This is a genomic window from Enterobacter sp. RHBSTW-00975, assembly GCF_013615235.1.
In the GTDB taxonomy this organism is placed as follows: domain Bacteria; phylum Pseudomonadota; class Gammaproteobacteria; order Enterobacterales; family Enterobacteriaceae; genus Enterobacter; species Enterobacter ludwigii.
Genome location: NZ_CP055883.1, coordinates 3,860,229 through 3,883,371 on the forward strand (window position 1 = coordinate 3,860,229; position 23,143 = coordinate 3,883,371).

Sequence of the window (23,143 nt, forward strand, 5' to 3'; positions counted from 1 at the left end):
CTCCTGATAAAAATGATTAGGCGACCGGCTTACCGGCGCGAACAAAAATCGGTTTGGTCACGTTGACCGGCATTTCACGGTTGCGGATTTGCACCACTGCCGTTTCGCCAATGCCCGCCGGAACACGCGCCAGTGCAATACTGTAGCCCAGCGTCGGGGAGAAGGTACCGCTGGTGATCACGCCTTCACGCGGGTTGCCGTCAGCATCTGTAAAACGCACCGGCAGCTCGCCGCGCAGCACGCCTTTCTCGGTCATCACCAGGCCTACCAGTTGTTCAGTGCCCTTTTCACGCTGCATTTCCAGCGCTTCACGGCCAATAAACTCACGGTCAGCCGGTTCCCAGGCGATGGTCCAGCCCATGTTGGCCGCCAGCGGTGACACGCCTTCATCCATCTCTTGCCCATAGAGGTTCATACCGGCTTCCAGACGCAGCGTATCGCGCGCGCCCAGACCTGCCGGCTTAACGCCGGCTTCCACCAGCGCACGCCAGAAATCGGCGGCTTTCTCATTCGGCATGGCAATTTCATAGCCCGCTTCACCGGTGTAGCCGGTGGTCGCGATAAACAGATCGCCCGCCTGTACGCCGAAGAACGGCTTCATGCCGTCGGTGGCTTTACGCTGCTCATCGCTGAACAGAGAGGCGGCTTTAGACTGCGCGTTCGGCCCCTGTACGGCGATCAGCGACAGATCATCGCGGACGGTGATGTCGATGGCGTAAGGTTCAGCGTGTTGGGTAATCCAGGAGAGGTCTTTTTCGCGGGTGGCGGAGTTTACAACGAGGCGGAAGAAATCTTCAGAGAAGTAATAGACGATGAGGTCATCAATTACGCCGCCGGAGGCATTCAGCATGCCGGTGTAGAGCGCTTTGCCTGGCGTCTTCAGTTTGGCGACGTCGTTTGCCAGCAGATAACGTAAAAACTCCCGGGTGCGGCTGCCATGCAGGTCGACAATCGTCATGTGTGACACGTCGAACATACCGGCATCGGTGCGCACCGCGTGGTGCTCATCAATCTGCGAGCCGTAGTGCAGCGGCATCATCCAGCCATGGAAGTCCACCATGCGTGCGCCGCATAACACGTGTTGTTCGTACAAAGGAGTCTGTTGAGCCATCTTTTCCTCGTTGAATAAGCAGGGCTGTCTTGCGTTTCGCACACCTGAACAGTGCCACGAAACCCGGCGCCGCGATCGCTTTCTGGACCCCGACGCAAACGTTCTCTTTTACCTGAACTTACCACCGAAACCGGCGATTAACCATAAGGTAAAACGGGTCATCACATTAGCTTATGACCTAAAAACACGAAAAAGCTTACAGAGTTATTCACTGGAAAACTGCGATTAAACCCGCATAAAATTAACATTGCTCTAACAGGATTTAGCAGATGGTGATATTTCATGCGGAAAAACGGGCGGAATTTCCGTAACATAAAAATAGTAAGATTAGATTTTCTAATGCGAAAAATGCGGTGAAATTAGATTATTTCAAACGAGTGAATTTCCCCGGCGCAGAGGCCGGGAAAACAAAGTGTGACGGGGGTCTATATTAGCGCAGCCAGTCCGGCAGGTCGTTAAGACCCATCGCCTGGCGAAGGAGTTGAGGTTTTACGCCCGGAAGGGTATCGGCAAGTTTAAGGCCGAGGTCGCGCAGCAGTTTTTTCGCTGGATTCGCGCCGGCAAACAGCTCACGGAAACCCTGCATGCCTGCCAGCATCACCGCTGCACTGTGCTTACGGCTGCGTTCGTAGCGACGCAGATAGAGATGCTGGCCGATATCTTTGCCTTCGCGATGCAGGCGACGCAACTCTTCTACCAGCTCTGCCGCGTCCATAAAGCCAAGGTTCACGCCCTGCCCGGCCAGCGGATGGATCGTATGCGCCGCGTCACCCACCAGCGCCAGACGGTGCGCCGCAAACTGACGCGCATAGCGTCCGGTTAACGGGAACACCAGCCGCTCGCTCTCAAGGGTGCATAGCCCAAGACGGTTATCAAACGCGACGCACAGCGCCTGGTTGAATGCCTCGGGAGTCGCCTCCTGCATCTGTTGCGCTTTATCAGGAACCAGAGACCAGACAATCGAACACAGATGTGGATCGCTCAACGGCAGGAATGCCAGAATGCCGTCATTGTGGAAGATTTGGCGCGCCACCCCACCGTGCGGCTCTTCAGTGCGAATCGTTGCCACCAGAGCATGATGTCGATAGTCCCAGAACGTCAGCGGAATATCCGCCTTGTTACGCAGCCAGGAGTTGGCACCGTCAGCGCCCACAACCAGTCGCGCGGTCAGCATGTCACCACTTTGCAGGGTGATAAAGGCGTCGTTTTCTCCCCAGGCAACCTGCTGGATTTGCGCCGGTGCCAGCAGCGTGACATCGCTGCAGGACTGCGCTTTTTGCCACAGAGCATGGTGAATAACGGCATTTTCGATGATGTGTCCCAGATGGCTGTAGCCCATGCTTTCATCATCAAACGCGATATGACCAAAGCTGTCTTTGTCCCACACTTCCATGCCGTGATAACAGCTGGCACGCTGCGCCACGATCTCTGACCAGACGCCAAGGTGCGTCAGCAACTTTTCACTGGCCGCATTGATTGCCGAGACGCGCAGTTCCGGCGGCGCGTTCTGCGCGACAGGCTGAGGCACGTTTTGCTCCAGTACCGCAACGCGCAGGCCGCTGCCCTGTAAACCACAGGCCAGCGCCAGTCCTACCATTCCGCCGCCAACGATGGCGACATCAACATTTTGCACGGTGATAACTCCTTAACGCGCGACCCAACCAAGAGTCCGCTGCGCCAGCACGTCACGTGCCGGAATGAATAATTCCATCGCCATCAGCCCAAGATTGCGGCCTGCAACCAGGGGTGCCCAGCGATTGGCAAACAGGTGCACCAGACCATCCGTCACACCAATCGTCGCCTCTTTATCTGCCCGGCGTCGCTTCTGGTAATGGCTGAGCACCGACCAGGCACCACAGTCTTTTTGCTCGCTCCACGCCTGCGAAAGCGTTTCTGCCAGGCTCATCACGTCGCGAAGCCCGAGGTTAAACCCCTGCCCGGCGATGGGATGCAATGTCTGCGCGGCATTGCCGACCAGCGCCATGCGATGGGAGATAGACTGCGAGGCGGTGGTCAGCGACAACGGGTATACGCTCCGCTTTCCCGCGTGGGTAATACGTCCCAGCCGCCAGCCAAAGGCTTTTTGCAGCTCGGTACAAAAACGTTCGTCAGACCAGGTCTGTATCTCAGCCGCGTTGTCCTGCGGATGGCACCACACCAACGAACTGCGATCGTGGGACATAGGCAGCATCGCCAGCGGGCCATGCTGGGTGAAACGCTCAAAAGCGCGGCCGTTGTGAGCGCCCGCTGTCGAAACGTTAGCAATGACGGCCACCTGCCCGTAGGGCTGTTGTCGCCACTCCACACCGCACTGCGTGCCGAGCGAAGAGCGCGAACCGTTTGCCGCTACCAGAAGCTGGCCTTCAAGGACGGTACCGTTATCCAGCACCACGTTGACCGACGCGTCACTGCGGCTAAAACTGGCCACACGCGCCGGGCAATGCAGAGTCACGCCTGGCGCATCCTTAAGCAGGCGGAACAGGCGTAACCCGACGTCGTGCAGCTCCACAACCCGGCCCAGCGCATCTATACGGTAATCATGCGCATCCAGGGTAACGAAACCGGCATGACCGCGATCGCTGACGTGAACGGTGTTAATCGCCGTCGCACAGTCGGCTATCGCCTGCCAGATGCCAATGCGTGAGAGTTGCTGACAGGTACCCTGCGCCAGTGCAATGGCGCGGGCATCAAAACCGGGGTGATCAGAGGCCTCTGGCGCAACGGCCTCCACCAGATGCACCGGCAGTTTTCCCTGCGTAAAATGCGAGATGGCCAGTGCCAGCGTGGCTCCGGTCATCCCGCCGCCAACGATAATCACGCTCATACGCGTGCCGCTGCCATCAGCGCCTCGATATCGTCAGCATTTTTCACGACGCTGGCGGTCAGGTTTTCGTTGCCGGTTTCGGTAATGACGATGTCGTCTTCGATACGAATGCCAATCCCACGGTATGCTTCCGGCACGTCGGCATCCGGCGCGATATACAGCCCCGGCTCAACGGTTAATACCATGCCTGGCTCAAGCACGCGGGAACGATCGGCACCGTATGCTCCCACGTCATGCACATCCAGCCCCAGCCAGTGGCTCAGGCCGTGCATAAAATACGGACGATGCGCGTTCTCGGTAATCAGGGTATCCACGTCGCCTTTCAGGATACCGAGCTTCACCAGGCCGGTGATCATGATGCGCACCACTTCGCCAGTCACTTCCTGAATAGACGTGCCTGGACGGTACAGCCTGAGCGCCGTCTCGAGCGATTCGAGGACGATGTCATACACCGCGCGCTGTGCGGGGGTGAATTTACCGTTCACCGGGAACGTACGGGTAATATCGCCCGCATACCCCTGGAATTCGCATCCGGCGTCAATCAACACCAGATCGCCGTCGCGCAGCGCACTTTCGTTTTCGGTGTAGTGCAGAATGCAGCCGTTTTCACCGCCGCCGACAATGGTGTTGTAAGAAGGATAACGCGCGCCGTGGCGGTTAAATTCGTGATGAATCTCCCCTTCCAGCTGGTATTCAAACATTCCCGGGCGGCATTTCTCCATGGCACGGGTGTGCGCCAGCGCGCTGATTTCACCCGCGCGGCGCATCACGTCCAGCTCTTCCGGCGATTTGAACAGACGCATCTCATGCACCACCGGACGCCAGTCCGTCAGGGTGGCCGGCGCGGACAGATTCTGCCTCGAACCTTTGCGCAGCTTATCCAGAGCGGTAAAGACAATCTCATCGGCATACGCATACTCGCCCTGCGCGTGGTAAAGCACATCCAGGCCATTGAGCAGTTGATAGAGCTGCTGGTTGATCTCACTGAATGCCAGCGCCCGATCCACCCCCAGCTTCTCTGGCGCAGCCTCTTGCCCTAAGCGGCGGCCGAACCAGATTTCGGCAGTGAGATCGCGTACGCGGTTAAAAATCACGCTGTGGTTGTGGGTGTCATTACTCTTAATCAGCACCAGTACCGCTTCCGGCTCGTTGAAGCCGGTGAAGTACCAGAAATCGCTGCTCTGGCGATAGGGGTATTCGCTGTCGGCGCTGCGCGTCACTTCTGGCGCAGCAAAAATCAGCGCGGCGCTGCCCGGCTGCATATTGGCCAGCAGCGCCTGACGACGGCGCGAATACTCTTGATTTGAGATAACCATGACACCCTCCTGTGCGTTATTTTTCTTAATGTAAGGTTGGCTTGCGGACTTCCGGCGCGGTCGGCTGCGAACGCGTAAAGTGGTCGTGGCACAGCAAAGCAGCAACGCGAACGTATTCGATGATCTCTTCGAGAGACATTTCCAGCTCTTCCTGGTCTTCGTCTTCATCGTAGCCCAACTGCGCAATGTTACGCAGATCGTCGATAGCCTCACCCGCTTCGCCGGTCACTTTATCGAGTTTCGGCTGCGTGACGCCCAGCCCCAACAGGTAGTGGTTGACCCAACCTGCGAGCGCATCGGCACGATCGAAGACGCTGACGTCATCGCCTTCAGGCAGATAAAGCTGAAAAAGGAAGCCATCGTCTTCCAGCGAATCGCTGATCGCGGAGTGCATTTTACGCACGGCTTCCGCCAGCTCGTGACCAAACGCCAGCCCTTCGTTCGTCAGGTCGTGGATCAGCGGCTGCCATGAGCTGTCGCTGTTTCCGCCGCACAGCATGCCACTGATCAGACCGTGCATTTCCGCAGAGGTTAAACCGACTCCCTGCTGGTTCAGTAACTGGTTTAAATCCTTGTAACCAGGCATTTCGTTCTGTATAGACATGCGCATTCGTCATCGTTGGGAGGAATATTCATGATATGCTACCACTTTGGACCCTGGTGATACCAGAAAAGGGCTTGTATCTTCACATCAGGGTAGCTATAGTGTCGCCCCTTCGCACCCCCCGGGGCAGTAAGCGAAGGCAGCGCAGTCAATCAGCAGGAAGGTGGCATGTCTGCACAACCCGTCGATCTCCAGATTTTTGGCCGTTCACTGCGAGTGAATTGTCCGCCTGAACAAAGGGATGCCTTGAATCAGGCTGCGGACGATTTGAATCAGCGGTTGCAAGATCTCAAAGAACGCACTAGAGTCACAAATACTGAGCAGCTGGTTTTCATCGCCGCGTTGAACATCAGTTATGAACTGACTCAGGAAAAAGCGAAGACCCGCGATTACGCGGCAAGCATGGAGCAGCGCATTAAAATGCTCCAGCAGACCATAGAACAGGCATTGCTTGATCAAGGTCGCAATCCCGAAAGACCGGGACCAAAGTTTGAATAACACTTCTCAGTTGACTATGGTAGAGTAACTGTGAAGACAAAATTTCTCTGAGATGTTCGCAAGCGGGCCAGTCCCCTGAGCCGATATTTCATACCACAAGAATGTGGCGCTCCATGGTTGGTGAGCATGCTCGGTTCGTCCGAGAAGCCTTAAAACTATGACGACACATTCACCTTGAACCAAGGGTTCAAGGGTTACAGCCTGCGGCGGCATCTCGGAGATTCCCTCTCTTTTTCTTCTACCGATTACCATGACCCAACTCCCTGAAGTCTCTTCCTCACGCCAGGACATCCGTCAGCTCATGCGTCAACGCCGTCGTGCGTTAACTCCCGAACAGCAAGCACAGTTTGCCCAGCAAGGCGCAGCCCGTATGATGGCCTATCCCCCTGTTGTGATGGCGCGTACCGTCGCCCTGTTCCTCTCGTTTGATGGCGAGCTGGATACTCAACCGCTGATCGAACAGCTGTGGCGCGCCGGGAAGAGAGTGTACCTGCCGGTGCTGCATCCGTTTAGCCAGGGAAATCTGCTGTTTTTACACTACCATCCGCACAGCGAACTGGTGGTGAATCGTCTGAAAATCACCGAACCAAAACTCGACGTCCGCGACGTCCTCCCCCTCTCAGAACTGGATGTGCTGATCACGCCGCTGGTTGCATTTGATGAGCAGGGTCAGCGCTTAGGGATGGGTGGCGGTTTTTATGACAGGACGCTGCAAAACTGGCAGCAGTATCATTTACAGCCTGTGGGATACGCACATGACTGTCAGGGCGTGGAAGCCTTGCCGGTAGAGAAGTGGGATATTCCGCTGCCTGCGGTAGTGACGCCGGGCAAAACCTGGCGCTGGTAAAATAAAGCCGGGTAGCGACCCGGCTTTATGCTCACAGAAACAGAATCAGTACAGCAGACGGGCGCGAATGGTACCCGGAATAGCCTTCATGCTCTGCAGCGCTTTTTCCGCTACATCTTCGTCCGCTTCAATATCAATTACCACGTAACCCATCTGAGAGTTCGTTTGCAGATACTGCGCGGCAATGTTGACGCTCTGCTCGGCAAAGATCTGGTTGATCGCAGTCAGCACGCCCGGACGGTTTTCATGGATGTGCAGCAGACGACGGCCACCGTGCAACGGCAGAGACACTTCCGGGAAGTTAACGGCAGAGAGCGTAGAACCGTTGTCGGAGTATTTGCTCAGCTTGCCCGCGACTTCCAGACCGATATTTTCCTGCGCTTCCTGCGTCGAGCCGCCGATGTGCGGCGTCAGGATCACGTTGTCGAATTCGCACAGCGGAGAGGTGAACGGATCGCTGTTGGTAGCAGGCTCAGTTGGGAAGACGTCAATTGCCGCCCCCGCCAGATGCTTACGCTTCAGCGCATCGCACAGCGCCGGGATGTCGACAACCGTACCGCGCGCGGCGTTGATCAGCAGTGAACCTGGCTTCATCAGCGCCAGTTCCTCAGCACCCATCATGTTCTTCGTCGACGCATTTTCCGGCACGTGCAGGCTGACCACGTCGCTCATGTTCAGCAGGTCAGAGAGGTGTTGAACCTGAGTGGCGTTGCCCAGCGGCAGTTTGCTTTCGATATCATAAAAATAGACATGCATCCCCAGGGATTCAGCCAGGATCCCCAGCTGAGTACCGATGTGGCCATAGCCGATGATACCGAGTTTTTTACCACGGGCTTCGTATGAACCCGCAGCCAGTTTGTTCCACACGCCGCGGTGCGCTTTGGCGTTAGCTTCCGGAATACCACGCAGCAACAGCAGCAGCTCGCCAATCACTAACTCCGCCACGGAACGGGTGTTGGAGAACGGGGCGTTAAAGACAGGCACACCGCGTTTTGCGGCGGCATTCAGGTCAACCTGGTTGGTACCGATGCAGAAACAGCCGATGGCAACCAACTTTTCCGCCGCGGCAATCACGTCTTCAGTCAGTTGGGTACGGGATCGCAGGCCAATGAAATGGGCATCACGGATGGACGCTTTCAGCTCTTCGGTGTCCAGCGCGCCTTTGTGAAATTCGATGTTGGTGTAACCTGCTGCACGAAGGCTATCAAGCGCTTTCTGATGCACGCCCTCAACCAGCAGGAATTTAATCTTGTCTTTCTCCAGTGATACCTTTGCCATTTACCTTACCCGACCCTGTTTTTGTCTGAACTGATGTTGTGCTGGATTTAAATCCGCCGTAGCCAACATATCAAAAAAAACTATTGCAGCAATATGAACGTTTGCGTCGGCACTCTGAAGAAAAGTCATACAGAGCAAAATGACAGAGGAAAATGCTGTAGAAATTTGCGAATGCGGCAGGATCGGCAAACGAGAGGTAAAAAGCGTGACACAAGTCACCGAATTTAGCTTTTCAAAATTTTTTTAGCGGGGGGAGGGCTCCCCCCATCAGATCATTTTACGATGGTTTGCACGCCATCTGCCGTGCCGATCAGCGCGACATCCGCGCCACGGTTGGCGAATAACCCTACAGTCACTACGCCTGGAATACCGTTAATGGCATTTTCCAGCGCAATGGCGTCGAGAATTTCCAGACCGTGAACGTCGAGGATCACGTTGCCGTTATCAGTGATGACGCCCTGACGATATTCCGGGCGTCCACCCAGTCTCACCAGTTCACGCGCCACAGCGCTACGCGCCATTGGGATCACTTCTACCGGCAGCGGGAATTTACCCAGGATATCAACCTGCTTTGACGCATCGGCGATACAGATGAATTTATCCGCCACGGAGGCGATGATTTTTTCACGCGTCAGCGCCGCACCGCCGCCTTTGATCATCTGCATATGGCCGTTGATTTCATCCGCGCCATCAACGTAGATGCCAAGACGGTCAACTTCATTCAGATCGAAAACGGTGATGCCAAGGCTTTTCAGCTTTTCCGTGGAAGCGTCGGAGCTGGAAACTGCACCCTCGATCTGCCCTTTCATCGTGCCCAGCGCATCGATAAAGTGTGCCGCCGTCGAGCCCGTACCAACACCGACAATGGTACCCGGTTGCACATACTGGAGAGCGGCCCATCCTACTGCTTTTTTCAGTTCATCCTGCGTCATGATCGTTTAGCCTGTGGTGTGAAAACGTAGGCCGCATTATAGAACACGTCGGATGGATTTCGTCTGCCACGAAGGGAAAATTGTGTCATAGTGCAGATTAAGCAAAATTAAGGAGTCAGCCAGAGCAATGAAACGTCCGGACTACAGAACACTACAGGCACTTGATGCAGTTATTCGTGAACGCGGTTTTGAGCGCGCAGCGCAAAAGCTTTGTATCACTCAGTCCGCCGTATCACAACGCATCAAGCAGCTGGAAAACATGTTCGGGCAGCCTCTGCTGGTACGTACTGTTCCACCGCGTCCAACGGAGCAAGGGCAAAAGCTCCTCGCCCTGCTGCGCCAGGTTGAACTGCTCGAAGATGAGTGGCTGGGTGACGAACAGACCGGCTCAACGCCGCTGCTGCTCTCGCTGGCGGTGAACGCCGACAGTCTGGCAACCTGGCTGTTGCCGGCCCTTGCGCCGGTGTTAGCGGACTCCCCGATTCGCCTGAATCTGCAGGTTGAAGATGAAACCCGTACGCAGGAGCGCCTGCGTCGCGGTGAAGTGGTTGGGGCGGTCAGTATCCAGCCTCAGGCGCTGCCGAGCTGTCTTGTCGATCAGCTGGGCGCACTGGACTATCTGTTTGTCGGCTCAAAAGCGTTTGCCGAGCGCTACTTCCCGAACGGCGTCACCCGCGCCGCGCTGCTGAAAGCCCCTGCGGTAGCGTTCGACCATCTGGACGATATGCATCAGGCCTTCCTGCAGCAAAACTTCGATCTGCCGCCGGGCAGCGTGCCATGTCATATCGTGAACTCGTCTGAAGCGTTTGTGCAGCTCGCACGTCAGGGCACGACCTGCTGTATGATCCCGCACCTGCAGATAGAGAAAGAGTTGAAAAGCGGTGAGCTGATTGACTTAACGCCGGGGCTGTATCAGCGCCGGATGCTCTACTGGCACCGTTTTGCGCCAGAAAGCCGCATGATGCGCAACGTCACCGACGCGCTGCTGGCGTATGGGCATAAGGTGTTGAGACAGGATTAAGGAACAATTCCCCTCTCCTGACGGGAGAGGGGAATTGTGAAGACAGATTACTGCGCTTTTGCCGGCTCAGTCTGCTGACTTTGGGTCGGCTGCAGCTGGAATACCACATCAACCTGATCGTCGAACTGAATCGTCGGCTGCTCATAAGTTTCCTGAGCAGACACCGGTGCCGCGTCGGCCTTCATCATCCGCACCATCGGGCTTGGCTGATAATTTGAGACGTGGTAACGCACGCTGTATACCGGACCGAGCTTACTGTTGAACCCGGACGCCAGCTGTTGCGCCTGATGGATTGCATCATCAATGGCGGCTTTACGCGCCTGGTCTTTGTATTTTTCCGGTTGCGCAACGCCCAGTGAGACGGAACGAATTTCGTTCAGACCCGCTTTCAGCGCGCCATCCAGCAGCGAGTTCAGTTTATCGAGCTGACGCACGGTCACTTCAACGGTGCGCACGGCACGGTAGCCTTTCAGGATGCTTTTACCGTTCTGGTAGTCGTAATCAGGCTGGGTACGCAGGTTGGCAGAGCTGATGTCTTTTTTAGCGACACCGTTCTGCTCCAGGAAAGAGAGATATTGCGCAACACGATCGTCAGCCTGCTTCTTGGCAGAAGCGGCATCTTTCGCGGCCACGTTCACTTCAATTGCCAGCGTTGCAACATCGGGTACCGCATCCACGCTTGCGGTGCCTGAAGTGACGATGTGCGGGCCATCAGGCAATTCACTTGCCTGCACCGACACCGCACCTAAACTCACTAATGCCGCCAGGGCCATCACTTTAAACTTCACTGTCATTCCTCCATGTTGCGAAGAGTGCCCAACAACAGGGCGCATGCCAGCAAGCTTAGCGGCTCTCGCTCAGTTGTCCATAAGACAACGCTTAGTTGAGCAATTCCTGAACATGATGAATCCCCTCTTTTGCCAGCTGAAAGGCGATAAACCACATCACCACGCCCACCAGCGTGTTGATGATCCGCTGGGCTTTAGCGGTACGCAGACGCGGGGCCAGCCATGCCGCCAGAATCGCGAGACCGAAGAACCACAGGAATGAGGCGCTGACGGTACCCAGGGCAAACCAGCGTTTTGGCTCAACGTCGAGCTGCCCACCCAGGCTGCCCAGCACCACAAAGGTATCCAGATAAACGTGCGGGTTGAGCCAGGTGACCGCCAGCATGGTGACGATAATCTTCCAGCGGCCCTGCTTCATGACCTCGGCGCTCGCCAGTTCGAGATTGCTGCTCATTGCCGTTTTCAGCGCGCCAAACCCATACCACAGCAGGAACGCTACCCCACCCCAGGTCACCAGCGCCAGAAGCCAGGGAGACTGCATCAGCAGCGCACTGCCGCCAAAGATTCCGGCGCAGATCAGCAGCAAATCGCTCACCGCGCACAGCAGGGCAATCATGAGATGATACTGACGGCGAATGCCCTGGTTCATCACGAACGCGTTCTGCGGGCCAAGGGGAAGGATCATGGCCGCACCTAATGCAAGACCTTGAAAATAATAAGATAACATGAATAAATTCTCAGCAAGTTGTCCTGGGAGCTGACTATACTGCGAGAATCTTATTAGAGGAAATTGATAATATTAATTGGTGATTAGTATTGCTAATAAAAAGGCCCGGTGGCGTTGCCGCTCACCGGGCCTGCTGAGGAAGAGGATTACTCGGCTTCTTTCTCGCGTTTAAGGTTCACGTCCATCTGTGGATACGGGAAGCTGATCCCGTTGGCATCAAAATCACGTTTGATACGTTCCAGAACATCCCAGTAAACGTTTTGCAGATCGCTGCTTTTGCTCCAGATGCGCACGACAAAGTTGATGGAGGATGCCCCCAACTCGTTCAGGCGAACGGTCTGCTCTTTATCTTTCAAAATACGATCGTCGGAGGCAATGATATTGGCGATCAGCGATTTCACCTGATCGATATCAGAATCATACGCCACGCTGATAATCAGCTCGTTACGACGCACCGGCTCGCGGGAAAAGTTAATGATGTTGCCCGCGATGATTTTCCCGTTCGGTACCACCACGATACGGCCATCAACAGTTCGCAGGGTGGTTGAGAAAATCTGCACCTGCAGTACGGTGCCGGCAATACCGCCCAGGTCAACGTACTCGCCAGAGCGGAACGGACGGAAGGTTACCAGCAACACACCCGCAGCCAGGTTCGAGAGCGACCCCTGCAGCGCCAGACCAATGGCCAGACCGGCGGCACCGAGAACAGCAATCACCGAGGCAGTCTGTACGCCAACACGCCCCAGTGCAGCAATCAGCGTAAAGGCAATAATACCGTAGCGCACCAGTGCAGAGAGGAAGTCAGCCACAGTGGCGTCAATGTGACGCGCCAGCATCACGCGGTTTACGGCGTTTGATACGATACGCGCCACGATCATCCCGACGATGATGATGGCAATCGCCGCGACGATGTTAACGGCATAGCTCAGCAGCAGCGCCTGGTTGCGCACCAGCCAGTTACCGGCATTATTGATGCTGTCTACAACATCGAGTTGTTCCATTTAGTCTTCCTTTTGTTATCCCAAAACACAAAATCCATCCCCCATGGAGACAGGCAGGTCAGTAAAGGGTAAACAAAAAGGACCGGTTTTGCCAAACAGATCACATAAACGGGCCGGGCAGACCATTGAAAAAACATAAAAAAAGGCCCGCATTCGCGGGCCTTCTGATGCTATGAGGAGCTTAAATTACAGAACGTCAACCGCGTTCAGTTCTTTGAAAGCCTGCTCCAGACGCGCCACCATGGAAGTCTGCGCAGCACGCAGCCATACACGTGGATCGTAGTATTTCTTGTTCGGCTGGTCTTCGCCTTTCGGGTTACCCAGCTGGCCCTGCAGGTAAGCTTCGTTCGTTTTGTAGTACTGCAGGATACCGTCCCATGTTGCCCACTGGGTGTCGGTATCGATGTTCATTTTCACTACGCCGTAGCTTACGGAGTCTTTGATTTCCTGAGCAGAAGAACCAGAACCGCCATGGAAGACGAAGTTCAGGCTGTTGTGCGGCAGGTTGTGTTTCTTAGAAACGTATTCCTGAGAATCACGCAGGATAGTTGGGGTCAGAACCACGTTACCTGGTTTGTAAACGCCGTGTACGTTACCGAAGGACGCTGCGATGGTGAAGCGTGGGCTGATTTTGCTCAGCTCGGTGTAAGCGTAATCAACGTCTTCTGGCTGGGTGTACAGTGCAGAAGCGTCCATGTGGCTGTTGTCCACGCCGTCTTCTTCACCACCGGTGCAACCCAGTTCGATTTCCAGGGTCATGTCCATTTTGGCCATGCGCGCCAGGTACTTAGAGCAGATTTCGATGTTTTCGTGCAGGGACTCTTCAGACAGGTCGATCATGTGAGAAGAGAACAGTGGCTTACCGGTCGCTGCGAAGTGTTTTTCACCCGCGTCCAGCAGACCGTCGATCCACGGCAGCAGTTTCTTCGCGCAGTGGTCAGTGTGCAGGATAACCGGAACACCGTAGTGTTCAGCCATCTGGTGTACATGGTGCGCACCAGAGATTGCGCCCAGGATTGCCGCGCCCTGAGGAACGTCAGTTTTCACGCCTTTACCAGCGATGAATGCTGCGCCACCGTTAGAGAACTGAACGATAACCGGTGCTTTAACTTTTGCAGCAGCTTCCAGTACGGCGTTAATGGAGTCGGTACCAACGCAGTTAACTGCTGGCAGAGCGAAGTTGTTTTCTTTAGCTACCTGGAACACTTTCTGAACGTCATCACCAGTGATCACGCCAGGTTTTACGAAATCAAAAATTTTAGACATGTTGCTTAGTCCTGTATCTTCGGCCGTTAGAAAAGGTGCGAGCTCTTAAAGCGCGCTGAAAATTGGGCAGGTTTCCCTGCCCTTGAATGGCTTACTTCTTAGCGCGCTCTTCGAGCATTGCTACTGCTGGCAGTACTTTGCCTTCCACGAACTCGAGGAATGCGCCGCCACCAGTGGAGATGTAGGAGATCTTGTCAGAAATACCGAACATGTCGATTGCTGCCAGCGTATCACCGCCGCCTGCGATAGAGAACGCTTCGCTGTCTGCGATAGCGTTAGCAACGATTTCAGTACCTTTGCGGAAGTTCGGGAATTCGAACACGCCAACAGGACCATTCCACAGGATAGTTTTTGCGTTTTTCAGGATTTCAGCCAGTTTCTGTGCAGAAACGTCGCCCAGGTCCAGAATCTGCTCATCATCTTTGATGTCGTTAACAGATTTCAGGGTCGCAGCCGCTGTTTCAGAGAACTCAGTCGCGACGCGAACATCCGTTGGAACCGGGATATCGCAGGTGGTCAGCAGACGTTTTGCTTCGTCAACCAGATCCGCTTCGTACAGGGATTTACCGACGTTATGGCCTTGTGCCGCCACGAAGGTGTTCGCGATACCACCGCCAACGATCAGCTGGTCAGCGATTTTAGACAGGGAATCCAGTACTGTCAGTTTGGTAGAAACTTTAGAACCACCAACGATTGCAACCATTGGACGAGCAGGTTCTTTCAGCGCTTTACCCAGTGCGTCCAGCTCAGCAGCCAGCAGAGGACCGGCACACGCGACGTCTGCGAATTTACCGATACCGTGGGTTGAAGCCTGCGCACGGTGAGCAGTACCGAAGGCATCCATCACGAATACGTCACACAGTGCAGCGTATTTTTTGGACAGCGCTTCGTCGTCTTTCTTTTCGCCTTTGTTGAAGCGAACGTTTTCCAGAACAACCAGTTCACCGGCAGCGATGTCTACGCCGTCCAGGTAATCTTTTACCAGGCGAACCGGGTTGGACAGTTTGTCTTTCAGGTAATTAACAACTGGCAGCAGAGAGAACTCTTCATTGTACTCGCCTTCAGTTGGACGACCCAGGTGGGAGGTCACCATCACTTTAGCGCCCTGCTTCAGAGCCAGTTCGATGGTTGGCAGAGATGCACGGATACGCGCGTCGCTGGTCACTTTGCCATCTTTAACCGGTACGTTCAGATCAGCACGGATGAAAACGCGTTTACCAGCCAGATCCAGATCGGTCATCTTAATTACAGACATGGTGAATCCTCTCGTTGATTCTTAAAGTTTTGCAGACGCACGATGCGTCTTACCTGAAACCTTGAGCGGCCATTGCTAACGTGGTGTCGAGCATTCGGTTAGCAAAGCCCCATTCGTTATCACACCAGACCAGCGTCTTGATAAGGTGTGCGCCACTGACGCGCGTTTGAGTGCCATCGACAATGGCGCTGTGCGGGTCGTGGTTAAAATCTACTGAGACCAACGGTAATTCCGTATAGTCAACTATACCATGAAATGCCCCCTGTGCCGCTTTTTGCAGCAACAGGTTGACTTCACAGGCTTTTACCGGTTTTTTCACCGTCACGCTCAGGTCAATTGCGGTGACGTTAATCGTCGGTACACGTACGGCAATTGCTTCAAAACGATCGTTAAACTGCGGGAAAAAACGGGTGATACCTGCCGCCAGTTTTGTGTCCACCGGAATGATTGACTGGCTCGCGGCTCGCGTGCGTCGTAAGTCCGGATGATAGGCGTCAATCACCTGCTGATCGTGCATCGCTGAATGAATCGTGGTTACGGTGCCGGATTCAATGCCATACGCATCGTCTAACAGTTTGATGACCGGAATAATGCAGTTGGTGGTGCAGGAGGCGTTGGAAACAATGCGGTGTTCGGCTTGCAGCTCATGCTGATTCACGCCAAATACGACGGTCGCGTCGAGGTCGTTGCTGCCAGGATGGGAAAACAGGACTTTTTTCGCACCTGCTGTCAGATGCGCTTCGCCATGCTCGCGGTTACCGTATACGCCAGTACAGTCAAGTACGATATCCACACCCAGTTCACGCCACGGTAGCCCGGCAATACTGCTCTCATGCAGCACGCGGATGGCATCGTCGCCGACAAACAGCTGATCTCTTTCCTGGCGAACATCCCAGGCAAAGCGTCCGTGGCTGGTGTCATATTTCAACAAATGCGCCATGCCCGCAGCATCCGCCAGTTCGTTGATAGCCACCACGGTTATTTCCGCCCGACGCCCGGATTCATATAAAGCACGAACCACGTTACGCCCGATGCGACCGAAGCCATTAATCGCTACGCGTACGGTCATAGATCTCCTGCAAAGCTATCCCTGAGTTTGAGGTGGCTGAAAGAGTAATCCAGCTACGCCCGAAGGGGAATCCTTGCTGTCACAAACTGCGATTGATTGGTCAATTGTCGAACATTTAATCGACTGAAACGCTTCAGCTAGAATAAGCGAATCAGGGAATAAAAGGAATGTCTGTCCAGAGCAATAAGCGCGCTATATGACTTGCGTCACATTTTGGATGGAATAATTCACAGAAACGTTACATGTTTGAGGAATAGTGGACATATAAAGCGGATAGCGTGAAAGAAACAAAACGGTAACCCAAAGGTTACCGTTTAGGGTGTTTGTGCCCTCTTCTCAGTGAGAGCACGGACAGGGGCTCGCGCCCCTACCCTACAAACGATTACAGCAGTTCTTTTGCTTTCGCGACAACGTTTTCAACGGTGAAGCCGAACTCTTCGAACAGCAGCTCTGCCGGAGCAGATTCACCAAAGGTGGTCATGCCGACGATGGCGCCGTTCAGGCCCACATATTTGAACCAGTAGTCAGCGATACCTGCTTCTACTGCCACGCGCGCGGTAACGGCTTTAGGCAGTACGGATTCGCGGTAGGCGGCATCCTGCTTGTCGAACGCATCGGTAGACGGCATGGAAACCACGCGCGCTTTAACGCCTTCGGCAGACAGTTTTTCCCATGCGGCAACAGCCAGCTCAACTTCAGAACCGGTCGCGATGAAGATCAGCTCTGGCTGACCCGCGCAATCTTTCAGCACGTAACCACCACGGGCGATGTTCGCCAGCTGCTCTGGAGTACGCTCCTGCTGTGCCAGGTTCTGACGGGAGAGGATCAGTGCGGTTGGGCCGTCCTGACGCTCAACACCGTATTTCCACGCCACGGCGGACTCAACCTGGTCACATGGACGCCATGTGCTCATGTTTGGCGTCACGCGCAGGGAAGCCACCTGCTCTACCGGCTGGTGAGTTGGACCATCTTCGCCCAGACCGATGGAGTCGTGGGTGTAGACCATCACCTGACGCTGTTTCATCAGCGCAGCCATACGCACGGCGTTACGCGCGTACTCGACAAACATCAGGAAGGTAGAGGTGTACGGCAGGAAACCACCGTGCAGGGAGATACCGTTCGCAATCGCAGTCATACCGAATTCACGCACACCGTAGTGGATGTAGTTACCGGCAGTGTCTTCGTTGATTGCTTTAGAACCAGACCAGATTGTCAGGTTAGATGGCGCCAGGTCAGCGGAGCCGCCCAGGAATTCTGGCAGCAGCGGACCGAACGCTTCAATCGCATTCTGAGAGGCTTTACGGCTGGCGATTTTGGATGGGTTCGCCTGCAGTTTAGCAATGAACTCGTTCGCTTTGGCGTCGAAGTCAGACGGCATGTCACCCTTCATACGACGGGTAAATTCAGCCGCTTCCTGTGGGAAGGCTTTCGCATAGGCAGCGAACTTCTCGTTCCATGCGGATTCTTTCGCCTGACCCACTTCTTTAGCATCCCACTGCGCGTAAATTTCAGATGGGATTTCGAAAGCAGGATATTTCCAGCCCAGCGCTTCGCGCGTCAGAGCGATTTCCGCGTCGCCCAGTGGCGCACCGTGGGAATCGTGGGTACCCGCTTTGTTCGGGGAACCGAAACCAATGATGGTTTTGCACATCAGCAGTGACGGCTTGTCCGTCACAGCGCGCGCTTCTTCTACTGCACGTTTAATCGAGTCAGCATCGTGACCGTCAACGCCACGCACAACGTGCCAGCCGTAAGCTTCGAAACGCTTCGCGGTGTCGTCAGTGAACCAGCCTTCAACGTGACCGTCGATGGAGATGCCGTTGTCGTCATAGAACGCAACCAGTTTGCCCAGCTTCAGGGTACCTGCCAGGGAGCACACTTCGTGAGAAATGCCTTCCATCATGCAGCCGTCGCCCATGAATGCGTAGGTGAAGTGGTCAACAATGTCATGGCCTGGACGGTTGAACTGCGCGGCCAGGGTTTTCTCGGCAATCGCCATACCCACCGCGTTAGCAATACCCTGACCCAGCGGGCCGGTGGTGGTTTCTACACCTGCGGTGTAACCCACTTCCGGGTGACCTGGCGTTTTGGAGTGCAGCTGGCGGAAGTTTTTCAGCTCTTCAATTGGCAGATCGTAGCCAGTGAGGTGCAGCAGGCTATAGATCAGCATTGAGCCGTGGCCATTAGACAGCACGAAACGGTCGCGGTCAGCCCAGGAAGGGTTCTGCGGGTTATGGTTCAGGAAATCGCGCCACAGGACTTCGGCGATATCAGCCATCCCCATAGGGGCGCCCGGGTGGCCGGATTTGGCTTTCTGTACTGCGTCCATGCTCAGCGCACGAATAGCATTAGCAAGCTCTTTACGTGAGGACATTTTAACTCCAGATCGGACTGTTAAAGGCCATGCCCTTGACGACAGCGCGTTTTGGGCTACGCCGGAAAAAAGTGCCAACAATGTAACCCAAGCGGCATGTCATGTACATGGAGCATTCTTTTGCAGCTTAAGAAATCTCTGGATCATGCTCGCATGTTGCGCAATCTGCTCGCCCGGCCCCGTAGATATTCCTTATACTTAGCCCGACCCCGGCTTCGTCGCCGGTGCACTTTTCAGATTTTATTCAGATTAACGAGTACGGAAGCGACATCATGAAAATGCGTGCAATAGTGCTGGCCCTGGGTACAACGCTCCTGCTGAGCGGCTGTCAGAATATGGATTCTAACGGCCTGATGTCCTCAGGCGCAGAAGCCTTTCAGGCCTACTCCCTGAGCGACGCACAGGTTAAAGCGCTGAGCGACCAGGCCTGTAAAGATATGGACGGAAAAGCCACGCTTGCCCCGGCCAATAGTACCTACACGCAGCGTCTGAATAAGATAGCCTCCGCGCTGGGTGATAACATTAACGGCCAGCCGGTGAACTATAAGGTGTACATGGCCAAAGATGTAAACGCCTTCGCGATGGCGAACGGCTGCATCCGCGTTTACAGCGGGCTGATGGATATGATGACCGACAACGAAGTTGAAGCGGTTATCGGCCATGAAATGGGCCACGTTGCACTTGGCCACGTGAAGAAAGGCATGCAGGTTGCGTTAGGCACTAACGCCATCCGCGCCGCGGCGGCGTCTACGGGCGGTATCGTCGGCAGCCTGTCACAGTCGCAGCTTGGCGATGTGGGTGAAAAACTGGTTAACTCTCAGTTCTCGCAGCGTCAGGAATCCGAAGCGGATGACTACTCCTACGATCTGTTGCGCAAACGCGGCATTAATCCATCAGGTTTAGCCACCAGCTTCGAAAAACTGGCCAAACTGGAAGCCGGTCGCCAGAGCTCCATGTTTGATGACCACCCGGCGTCAGAAGAGCGCGCACAGCATATTCGCGACCGTATGGCCGCAGACGGAATTAAATAATTCAGAAGGAGGCATATTTGCCTCCTTTTTATTTCGCATGAATTGTTAATTTAACCGCACATATCGGTAATAGCACTTGAGTACCTTTCTAAGCCGCGCAAACACTGGCTTATTGCCCTGAAACGTCTCGTCACATAATTATTGCAATCATTTACCATTCGGGTAATTATCGAGCTCGCAGTAATTCAATTTACAATATTAAGACAGAGACGTTCCCTCCGTGAAAAAAGAATTATCATTAATTGCGTTAAGTTTATTCGCCGCATTACCCGCCGTTGCAAGCCAGCAATCCGACAGCAAAGGGTTTGTTGATGACAGCCATTTAAACCTGTTTTTACGCAATGCGTATATCAGCCGTGATTATCATCAGGGCCAGCAGGACAAAGCCGAATGGGGTCAGGGTATCGTTGCCACGTTTGAATCCGGCTATACCGAAGGGCTGGTTGGCTTTGGTGTGGACGGCATTGCCCAGTATGGCGTGCGTCTGGACGGCGGTCGTGGAAAGAGCGGCGCGGGCGGCATTGACTTCTTTAAACAGGAAGACGATGGCCGGGCTAAATCCGATCTGGCGAAATTTGGCGCCACAGCAAAAATGCGTATTTCCAATACCGTGCTGAGCTACGGTAACCAGCGTCCGGAATTACCGATTGTTAATGCCGACAATTCCCGTCTGCTGTTTGAAAGCTTTACCGGCACCATGCTGACCTCAAAAGAGATCGCGGGTCTGGAAGTGAACGCCGGTTACTTCACCGATGAGCAGCGCAAAAGTGACGACCGCCACGACAGCGGCCTGAAGAGCCTCTCCTTCGGCGGTGCGAGCTACCAGTTCAACGACCAGTTCAGCGGTGCGCTGTATGCCTCTCATGTGGAAGAGGTGATGAACAAGCAGTACCTGGGAATGAACTTCAAACAGCCGTTCAGCACCGGGCAACAGCTGGTGCTCGATTTCAACGGCTATAACTCACGCCTGGATCAGCGCTACGCAGACAGCCTTGATACCGGACGCAGCAATAGCATCTGGAGCCTGGCGGCAAGCTACATCTGGGATATTCATACCTTCAAGGTGGCGTATCAGCAGAGCAGCGGCAGCACCGGCTATCACTATGGCAGCTATCGCGATCAGGGTGGCGTAGGTGACGGCGGCAATACCATCTGGCTGGCGAACTCTTACTGGTCTGATTTCAACGGCGAAGATGAGCGCTCATGGCAGGCTTCTTACGCACTGGACTTCGGCGGTCTAGGTTTACCGGGCCTGAGCTGGACCACAGCTTACGTGCGTGGCGACAACATCAAGACCTCTGAAACCAGCAACGGTAAAGAGCATGAGTGGTTTAACCAGATCCAGTATCAGGTGCAGGACGGCCCGGCTAAAGATCTGAAACTGAAACTCCGTTACTCCGTCCTGCGCGTGTCCAGCAACGCCAGCGACTATAACGTGGGCGGGGATGAGATCCGCGCGTACGTGGAATACCCATTTAACGTGTTCTGATTAAGCCCCTCACCCGCCCTTTTCCCTAAGGGAGAGGGCGCGAGTGAGGGTAAACACGTTTAGTACAACGTCTTCTGCGGCGGCCCGGCAAACTTAAGCGCGCCAATCTGTCCCATCCGCACTTCCACTACCGACGGTCCTGGCATGGCAAGCGCTTCGGTCATCACCGCGTCAAAATCCTCCGCCCGTTCGACGCTCCACGCCTGTAACCCCATCGCATGCGCCAGCTGCGTAAAGTCCGGGGTATGCAGCTCGTTATAATACTGACGCCCGCCGAAATACTTGTCCTGAATGCCGCGCATGACGCCGTAACCGCCGTCGTTCATCACCAGCAGCGTCACGTTGGCCTTCTCCTGCGCCAGCGTTGCCATCTCGCCCAGATTCAGGCTTACGCCACCATCACCCACCAGCCCCACCACTTTGCGTTGCGGGTTGGCAATCGCCGTGCCAATCGCCATCGGTAGCCCCATGCCGATGGCGCCTGCCAGCGAGTGAATGTTCATCAGCGGTCCGTTGGCGCGGAACAAACGGCTGCCCCACAGGCTTCCGGAAACGGTGATATCACGAACCAGCAGGCCATCTTGCGGCAGCGCGTTCTCGATGGCGTCGTTGAGCTTCGCATAAGCACCGCACTGCTCACGCAGTCCCGCAACGGCTTTCGCCAGCGCCTGCTGCACCTGCGTATCCCACTGCGCATCGCCCCATTCACGCCCCTGCGCTTTAGCCGCCAGCGCGGTTAACAGCGCCGCGCAGTCGGCCACAAGGGTTGTGTCCATCAGATAGTTGCGGCTCGCCGCCGCGGGGTCGATATCAATCTGGACGCGGGGATGCGGTAATTCAAGCGTCCACGAGCGGGTTTCGTTGCTGCGCAGGCGTGAGCCAGCGACCAGCGTAAAGTCGCACTGGGCGATCAACGCCTCAACTGACGGCGAGTTATGAAACGCCCGCAGGCTGGCGCGATGGCTGTCCGGCAGCACGCCGCGCGCGTGGGTGCTGGAGATAACCGTCACTCCTGCATCCGCCAGTTTTTTTACCGCATCAGCGCTACCAAGTGCTCCGCCCCCCAGCCACAGCAGCGGCTGTCTGGCCTGTTTAAGCTGCGCCCACAGCGTGTCGACCACTGTCGTATCAACTGCGGAAACCGACGTCGGTTTCACCGGAGCGGTGATCAGCGACACGGGGATTTTCGCCCCCTGAATATCAATCGGGATCTCCACGGAAACCGGCCCGCACGGCGGAGTTTGCGCCTCCTGAATGGCCTTGTGAAGGATCGCGATCGCCTGGTTTGCGTTGCTGATGCGGTATGCCCGTTTTGAGCTGGCCTTCAGGAAGGTCAGCTGGTCGCGGGTTTCGTGGATAAAGCCGGTGTCGGCATCCAGCCAGGCTTTTTCCACCTGACCGGTGATGTGCAGCAGCGGCGTGCAGGCATTCATGGCTTCCACCAGCGCGCCGACGGCGTTACCCGCCCCGGCGCCGGTACTGGTCAGCGCCACACCGAGCCCGGAAAAACGGCCGTGGGCATCGGCCATGGTGACCGACCCCGCTTCGCCACGTGCGGGCACAAAGCGAATATTCCCGCGCTGCCCTACCGCATCGGCGATGGGTAAATTGTGGATGGAGATGACGCCGTAGATGGCCTCAACCTGATACTGCTCCAGCGTTCTGGCGATGGCGTCGCCGACGGTTATCATTTCGCTCATTACTCACCCTTT

General features: G+C 55.3%; 20 protein-coding genes and 1 other RNA gene. 6 read left to right on the top strand and 15 right to left on the bottom strand.

Going from position 1 to position 23,143, the window contains the following annotated elements; all coding sequences use genetic code 11:
- Positions 1-16: 16 nt before the first annotated feature.
- The 5 genes from gcvT to HV340_RS18560 all read right to left on the bottom strand — a co-directional run bounded on the left by gcvT (position 17) and on the right by HV340_RS18560 (position 5,855).
- Positions 17-1,111 carry a glycine cleavage system aminomethyltransferase GcvT gene (gene gcvT, locus HV340_RS18540; protein ID WP_020883724.1) on the bottom strand — a complete coding sequence of 365 codons (1,095 nt, stop codon included), beginning with the start codon at positions 1,109-1,111 and terminating at the stop codon, positions 17-19.
- A gap of 430 nt (positions 1,112-1,541) precedes the next feature.
- Positions 1,542-2,744, bottom strand: a complete 1,203-nt coding sequence (gene ubiI, locus HV340_RS18545; RefSeq protein ID WP_181216167.1) for an FAD-dependent 2-octaprenylphenol hydroxylase — start codon at positions 2,742-2,744, stop codon at positions 1,542-1,544.
- Positions 2,745-2,756: 12 nt separating this feature from the next.
- On the bottom strand, positions 2,757-3,935 hold the full coding sequence (ubiH, locus tag HV340_RS18550) for a 2-octaprenyl-6-methoxyphenyl hydroxylase (protein WP_032678928.1): 1,179 nt from the start codon (positions 3,933-3,935) through the stop codon (positions 2,757-2,759).
- On the bottom strand, positions 3,932-5,245 hold the full coding sequence (gene pepP, locus HV340_RS18555) for a Xaa-Pro aminopeptidase (protein WP_025203275.1): 1,314 nt from the start codon (positions 5,243-5,245) through the stop codon (positions 3,932-3,934). Before pepP ends, ubiH begins: the two co-directional genes overlap by 4 nt.
- A gap of 31 nt (positions 5,246-5,276) precedes the next feature.
- Positions 5,277-5,855, bottom strand: a complete 579-nt coding sequence (locus tag HV340_RS18560) for a YecA family protein (protein WP_025203274.1) — start codon at positions 5,853-5,855, stop codon at positions 5,277-5,279.
- Between the two features lie 168 nt (positions 5,856-6,023).
- On the opposite strand from HV340_RS18560, the gene zapA reads away from it, so the two are divergent.
- The 3 genes from zapA to HV340_RS18575 all read left to right on the top strand — a co-directional run bounded on the left by zapA (position 6,024) and on the right by HV340_RS18575 (position 7,200).
- A complete protein-coding gene (gene zapA, locus HV340_RS18565) occupies positions 6,024-6,353 on the top strand; it encodes a cell division protein ZapA (protein WP_006811891.1) in 330 nt (109 codons plus the stop codon).
- 41 nt (positions 6,354-6,394) lie between these two features.
- Positions 6,395-6,578, top strand: a non-coding RNA gene (gene ssrS / locus HV340_RS18570) — 6S RNA.
- Between the two features lie 25 nt (positions 6,579-6,603).
- Complete coding sequence (locus tag HV340_RS18575; RefSeq protein WP_032670177.1) at positions 6,604-7,200, top strand: 5-formyltetrahydrofolate cyclo-ligase; 597 nt, start codon at positions 6,604-6,606, stop codon at positions 7,198-7,200.
- Positions 7,201-7,245: 45 nt separating this feature from the next.
- On the opposite strand, the gene serA is transcribed toward HV340_RS18575, so the two are convergent.
- Positions 7,246-8,478 carry a phosphoglycerate dehydrogenase gene (gene serA, locus HV340_RS18580; RefSeq protein WP_014171529.1) on the bottom strand — a complete coding sequence of 411 codons (1,233 nt, stop codon included), beginning with the start codon at positions 8,476-8,478 and terminating at the stop codon, positions 7,246-7,248.
- A 272-nt stretch (positions 8,479-8,750) separates the two neighbouring features.
- Positions 8,751-9,410: a ribose-5-phosphate isomerase RpiA gene (gene rpiA / locus HV340_RS18585; protein ID WP_014171530.1), complete on the bottom strand. Its 660-nt coding sequence runs from the start codon at positions 9,408-9,410 to the stop codon at positions 8,751-8,753.
- 127 nt (positions 9,411-9,537) lie between these two features.
- Between rpiA and argP the strand changes: the two genes are divergently transcribed.
- Positions 9,538-10,431, top strand: coding sequence for a DNA-binding transcriptional regulator ArgP (gene argP, locus HV340_RS18590; RefSeq protein WP_008499727.1), 894 nt, complete (start codon positions 9,538-9,540; stop codon positions 10,429-10,431).
- A 47-nt stretch (positions 10,432-10,478) separates the two neighbouring features.
- On the opposite strand, the gene HV340_RS18595 is transcribed toward argP, so the two are convergent.
- The 7 genes from HV340_RS18595 to tkt form a co-directional block, all read right to left on the bottom strand.
- The gene (locus tag HV340_RS18595; RefSeq protein WP_025203272.1) at positions 10,479-11,219 is read right to left on the bottom strand and encodes an oxidative stress defense protein; all 741 of its coding nucleotides are present in this window, start codon (positions 11,217-11,219) and stop codon (positions 10,479-10,481) included.
- A 91-nt stretch (positions 11,220-11,310) separates the two neighbouring features.
- Positions 11,311-11,946: an arginine exporter ArgO gene (argO, locus tag HV340_RS18600; protein ID WP_014171533.1), complete on the bottom strand. Its 636-nt coding sequence runs from the start codon at positions 11,944-11,946 to the stop codon at positions 11,311-11,313.
- 146 nt (positions 11,947-12,092) lie between these two features.
- Positions 12,093-12,947: a small-conductance mechanosensitive channel MscS gene (gene mscS / locus HV340_RS18605; protein ID WP_014171534.1), complete on the bottom strand. Its 855-nt coding sequence runs from the start codon at positions 12,945-12,947 to the stop codon at positions 12,093-12,095.
- A gap of 186 nt (positions 12,948-13,133) precedes the next feature.
- A complete protein-coding gene (gene fbaA / locus HV340_RS18610) occupies positions 13,134-14,213 on the bottom strand; it encodes a class II fructose-bisphosphate aldolase (RefSeq protein ID WP_014171535.1) in 1,080 nt (359 codons plus the stop codon).
- 91 nt (positions 14,214-14,304) lie between these two features.
- Positions 14,305-15,468: a phosphoglycerate kinase gene (gene pgk / locus HV340_RS18615; RefSeq protein ID WP_063925574.1), complete on the bottom strand. Its 1,164-nt coding sequence runs from the start codon at positions 15,466-15,468 to the stop codon at positions 14,305-14,307.
- 49 nt (positions 15,469-15,517) lie between these two features.
- On the bottom strand, positions 15,518-16,537 hold the full coding sequence (gene epd / locus HV340_RS18620) for an erythrose-4-phosphate dehydrogenase (protein ID WP_014171537.1): 1,020 nt from the start codon (positions 16,535-16,537) through the stop codon (positions 15,518-15,520).
- 382 nt (positions 16,538-16,919) lie between these two features.
- The gene (gene tkt, locus HV340_RS18625; protein ID WP_020883715.1) at positions 16,920-18,911 is read right to left on the bottom strand and encodes a transketolase; all 1,992 of its coding nucleotides are present in this window, start codon (positions 18,909-18,911) and stop codon (positions 16,920-16,922) included.
- A gap of 272 nt (positions 18,912-19,183) precedes the next feature.
- Between tkt and HV340_RS18630 the strand changes: the two genes are divergently transcribed.
- Positions 19,184-19,942, top strand: a complete 759-nt coding sequence (locus HV340_RS18630) for a M48 family metallopeptidase (protein WP_020883714.1) — start codon at positions 19,184-19,186, stop codon at positions 19,940-19,942.
- Between the two features lie 220 nt (positions 19,943-20,162).
- Positions 20,163-21,431, top strand: coding sequence for an OprD family outer membrane porin (locus HV340_RS18635; RefSeq protein ID WP_148576682.1), 1,269 nt, complete (start codon positions 20,163-20,165; stop codon positions 21,429-21,431).
- A 59-nt stretch (positions 21,432-21,490) separates the two neighbouring features.
- Here HV340_RS18635 and HV340_RS18640 read toward each other — a convergent pair whose 3' ends face one another.
- Positions 21,491-23,131, bottom strand: coding sequence for a thiamine pyrophosphate-binding protein (locus tag HV340_RS18640; protein WP_040018857.1), 1,641 nt, complete (start codon positions 23,129-23,131; stop codon positions 21,491-21,493).
- Positions 23,132-23,143 lie beyond the last annotated feature (12 nt).

Bases quoted from the DNA above. Each gene is read 5' to 3' on its own strand.
- zapA (WP_006811891.1), top strand. From the start codon at position 6,024: ATGTCTGCACAACCCGTCGATCTCCAGATTTTTGGCCGTTCACTGCGA.
- serA (WP_014171529.1), bottom strand. From the start codon at position 8,478: ATGGCAAAGGTATCACTGGAGAAAGACAAGATTAAATTCCTGCTGGTT.
- fbaA (WP_014171535.1), bottom strand. From the start codon at position 14,213: ATGTCTAAAATTTTTGATTTCGTAAAACCTGGCGTGATCACTGGTGAT.
- rpiA (WP_014171530.1), bottom strand. From the start codon at position 9,410: ATGACGCAGGATGAACTGAAAAAAGCAGTAGGATGGGCCGCTCTCCAG.
- tkt (WP_020883715.1), bottom strand. From the start codon at position 18,911: ATGTCCTCACGTAAAGAGCTTGCTAATGCTATTCGTGCGCTGAGCATG.
- HV340_RS18630 (WP_020883714.1), top strand. From the start codon at position 19,184: ATGAAAATGCGTGCAATAGTGCTGGCCCTGGGTACAACGCTCCTGCTG.
- gcvT (WP_020883724.1), bottom strand. From the start codon at position 1,111: ATGGCTCAACAGACTCCTTTGTACGAACAACACGTGTTATGCGGCGCA.
- argP (WP_008499727.1), top strand. From the start codon at position 9,538: ATGAAACGTCCGGACTACAGAACACTACAGGCACTTGATGCAGTTATT.
- epd (WP_014171537.1), bottom strand. From the start codon at position 16,537: ATGACCGTACGCGTAGCGATTAATGGCTTCGGTCGCATCGGGCGTAAC.
- HV340_RS18640 (WP_040018857.1), bottom strand. From the start codon at position 23,131: ATGAGCGAAATGATAACCGTCGGCGACGCCATCGCCAGAACGCTGGAG.
- pgk (WP_063925574.1), bottom strand. From the start codon at position 15,468: ATGTCTGTAATTAAGATGACCGATCTGGATCTGGCTGGTAAACGCGTT.
- ubiH (WP_032678928.1), bottom strand. From the start codon at position 3,935: ATGAGCGTGATTATCGTTGGCGGCGGGATGACCGGAGCCACGCTGGCA.
- HV340_RS18575 (WP_032670177.1), top strand. From the start codon at position 6,604: ATGACCCAACTCCCTGAAGTCTCTTCCTCACGCCAGGACATCCGTCAG.
- mscS (WP_014171534.1), bottom strand. From the start codon at position 12,947: ATGGAACAACTCGATGTTGTAGACAGCATCAATAATGCCGGTAACTGG.
- argO (WP_014171533.1), bottom strand. From the start codon at position 11,946: ATGTTATCTTATTATTTTCAAGGTCTTGCATTAGGTGCGGCCATGATC.
- HV340_RS18560 (WP_025203274.1), bottom strand. From the start codon at position 5,855: ATGTCTATACAGAACGAAATGCCTGGTTACAAGGATTTAAACCAGTTA.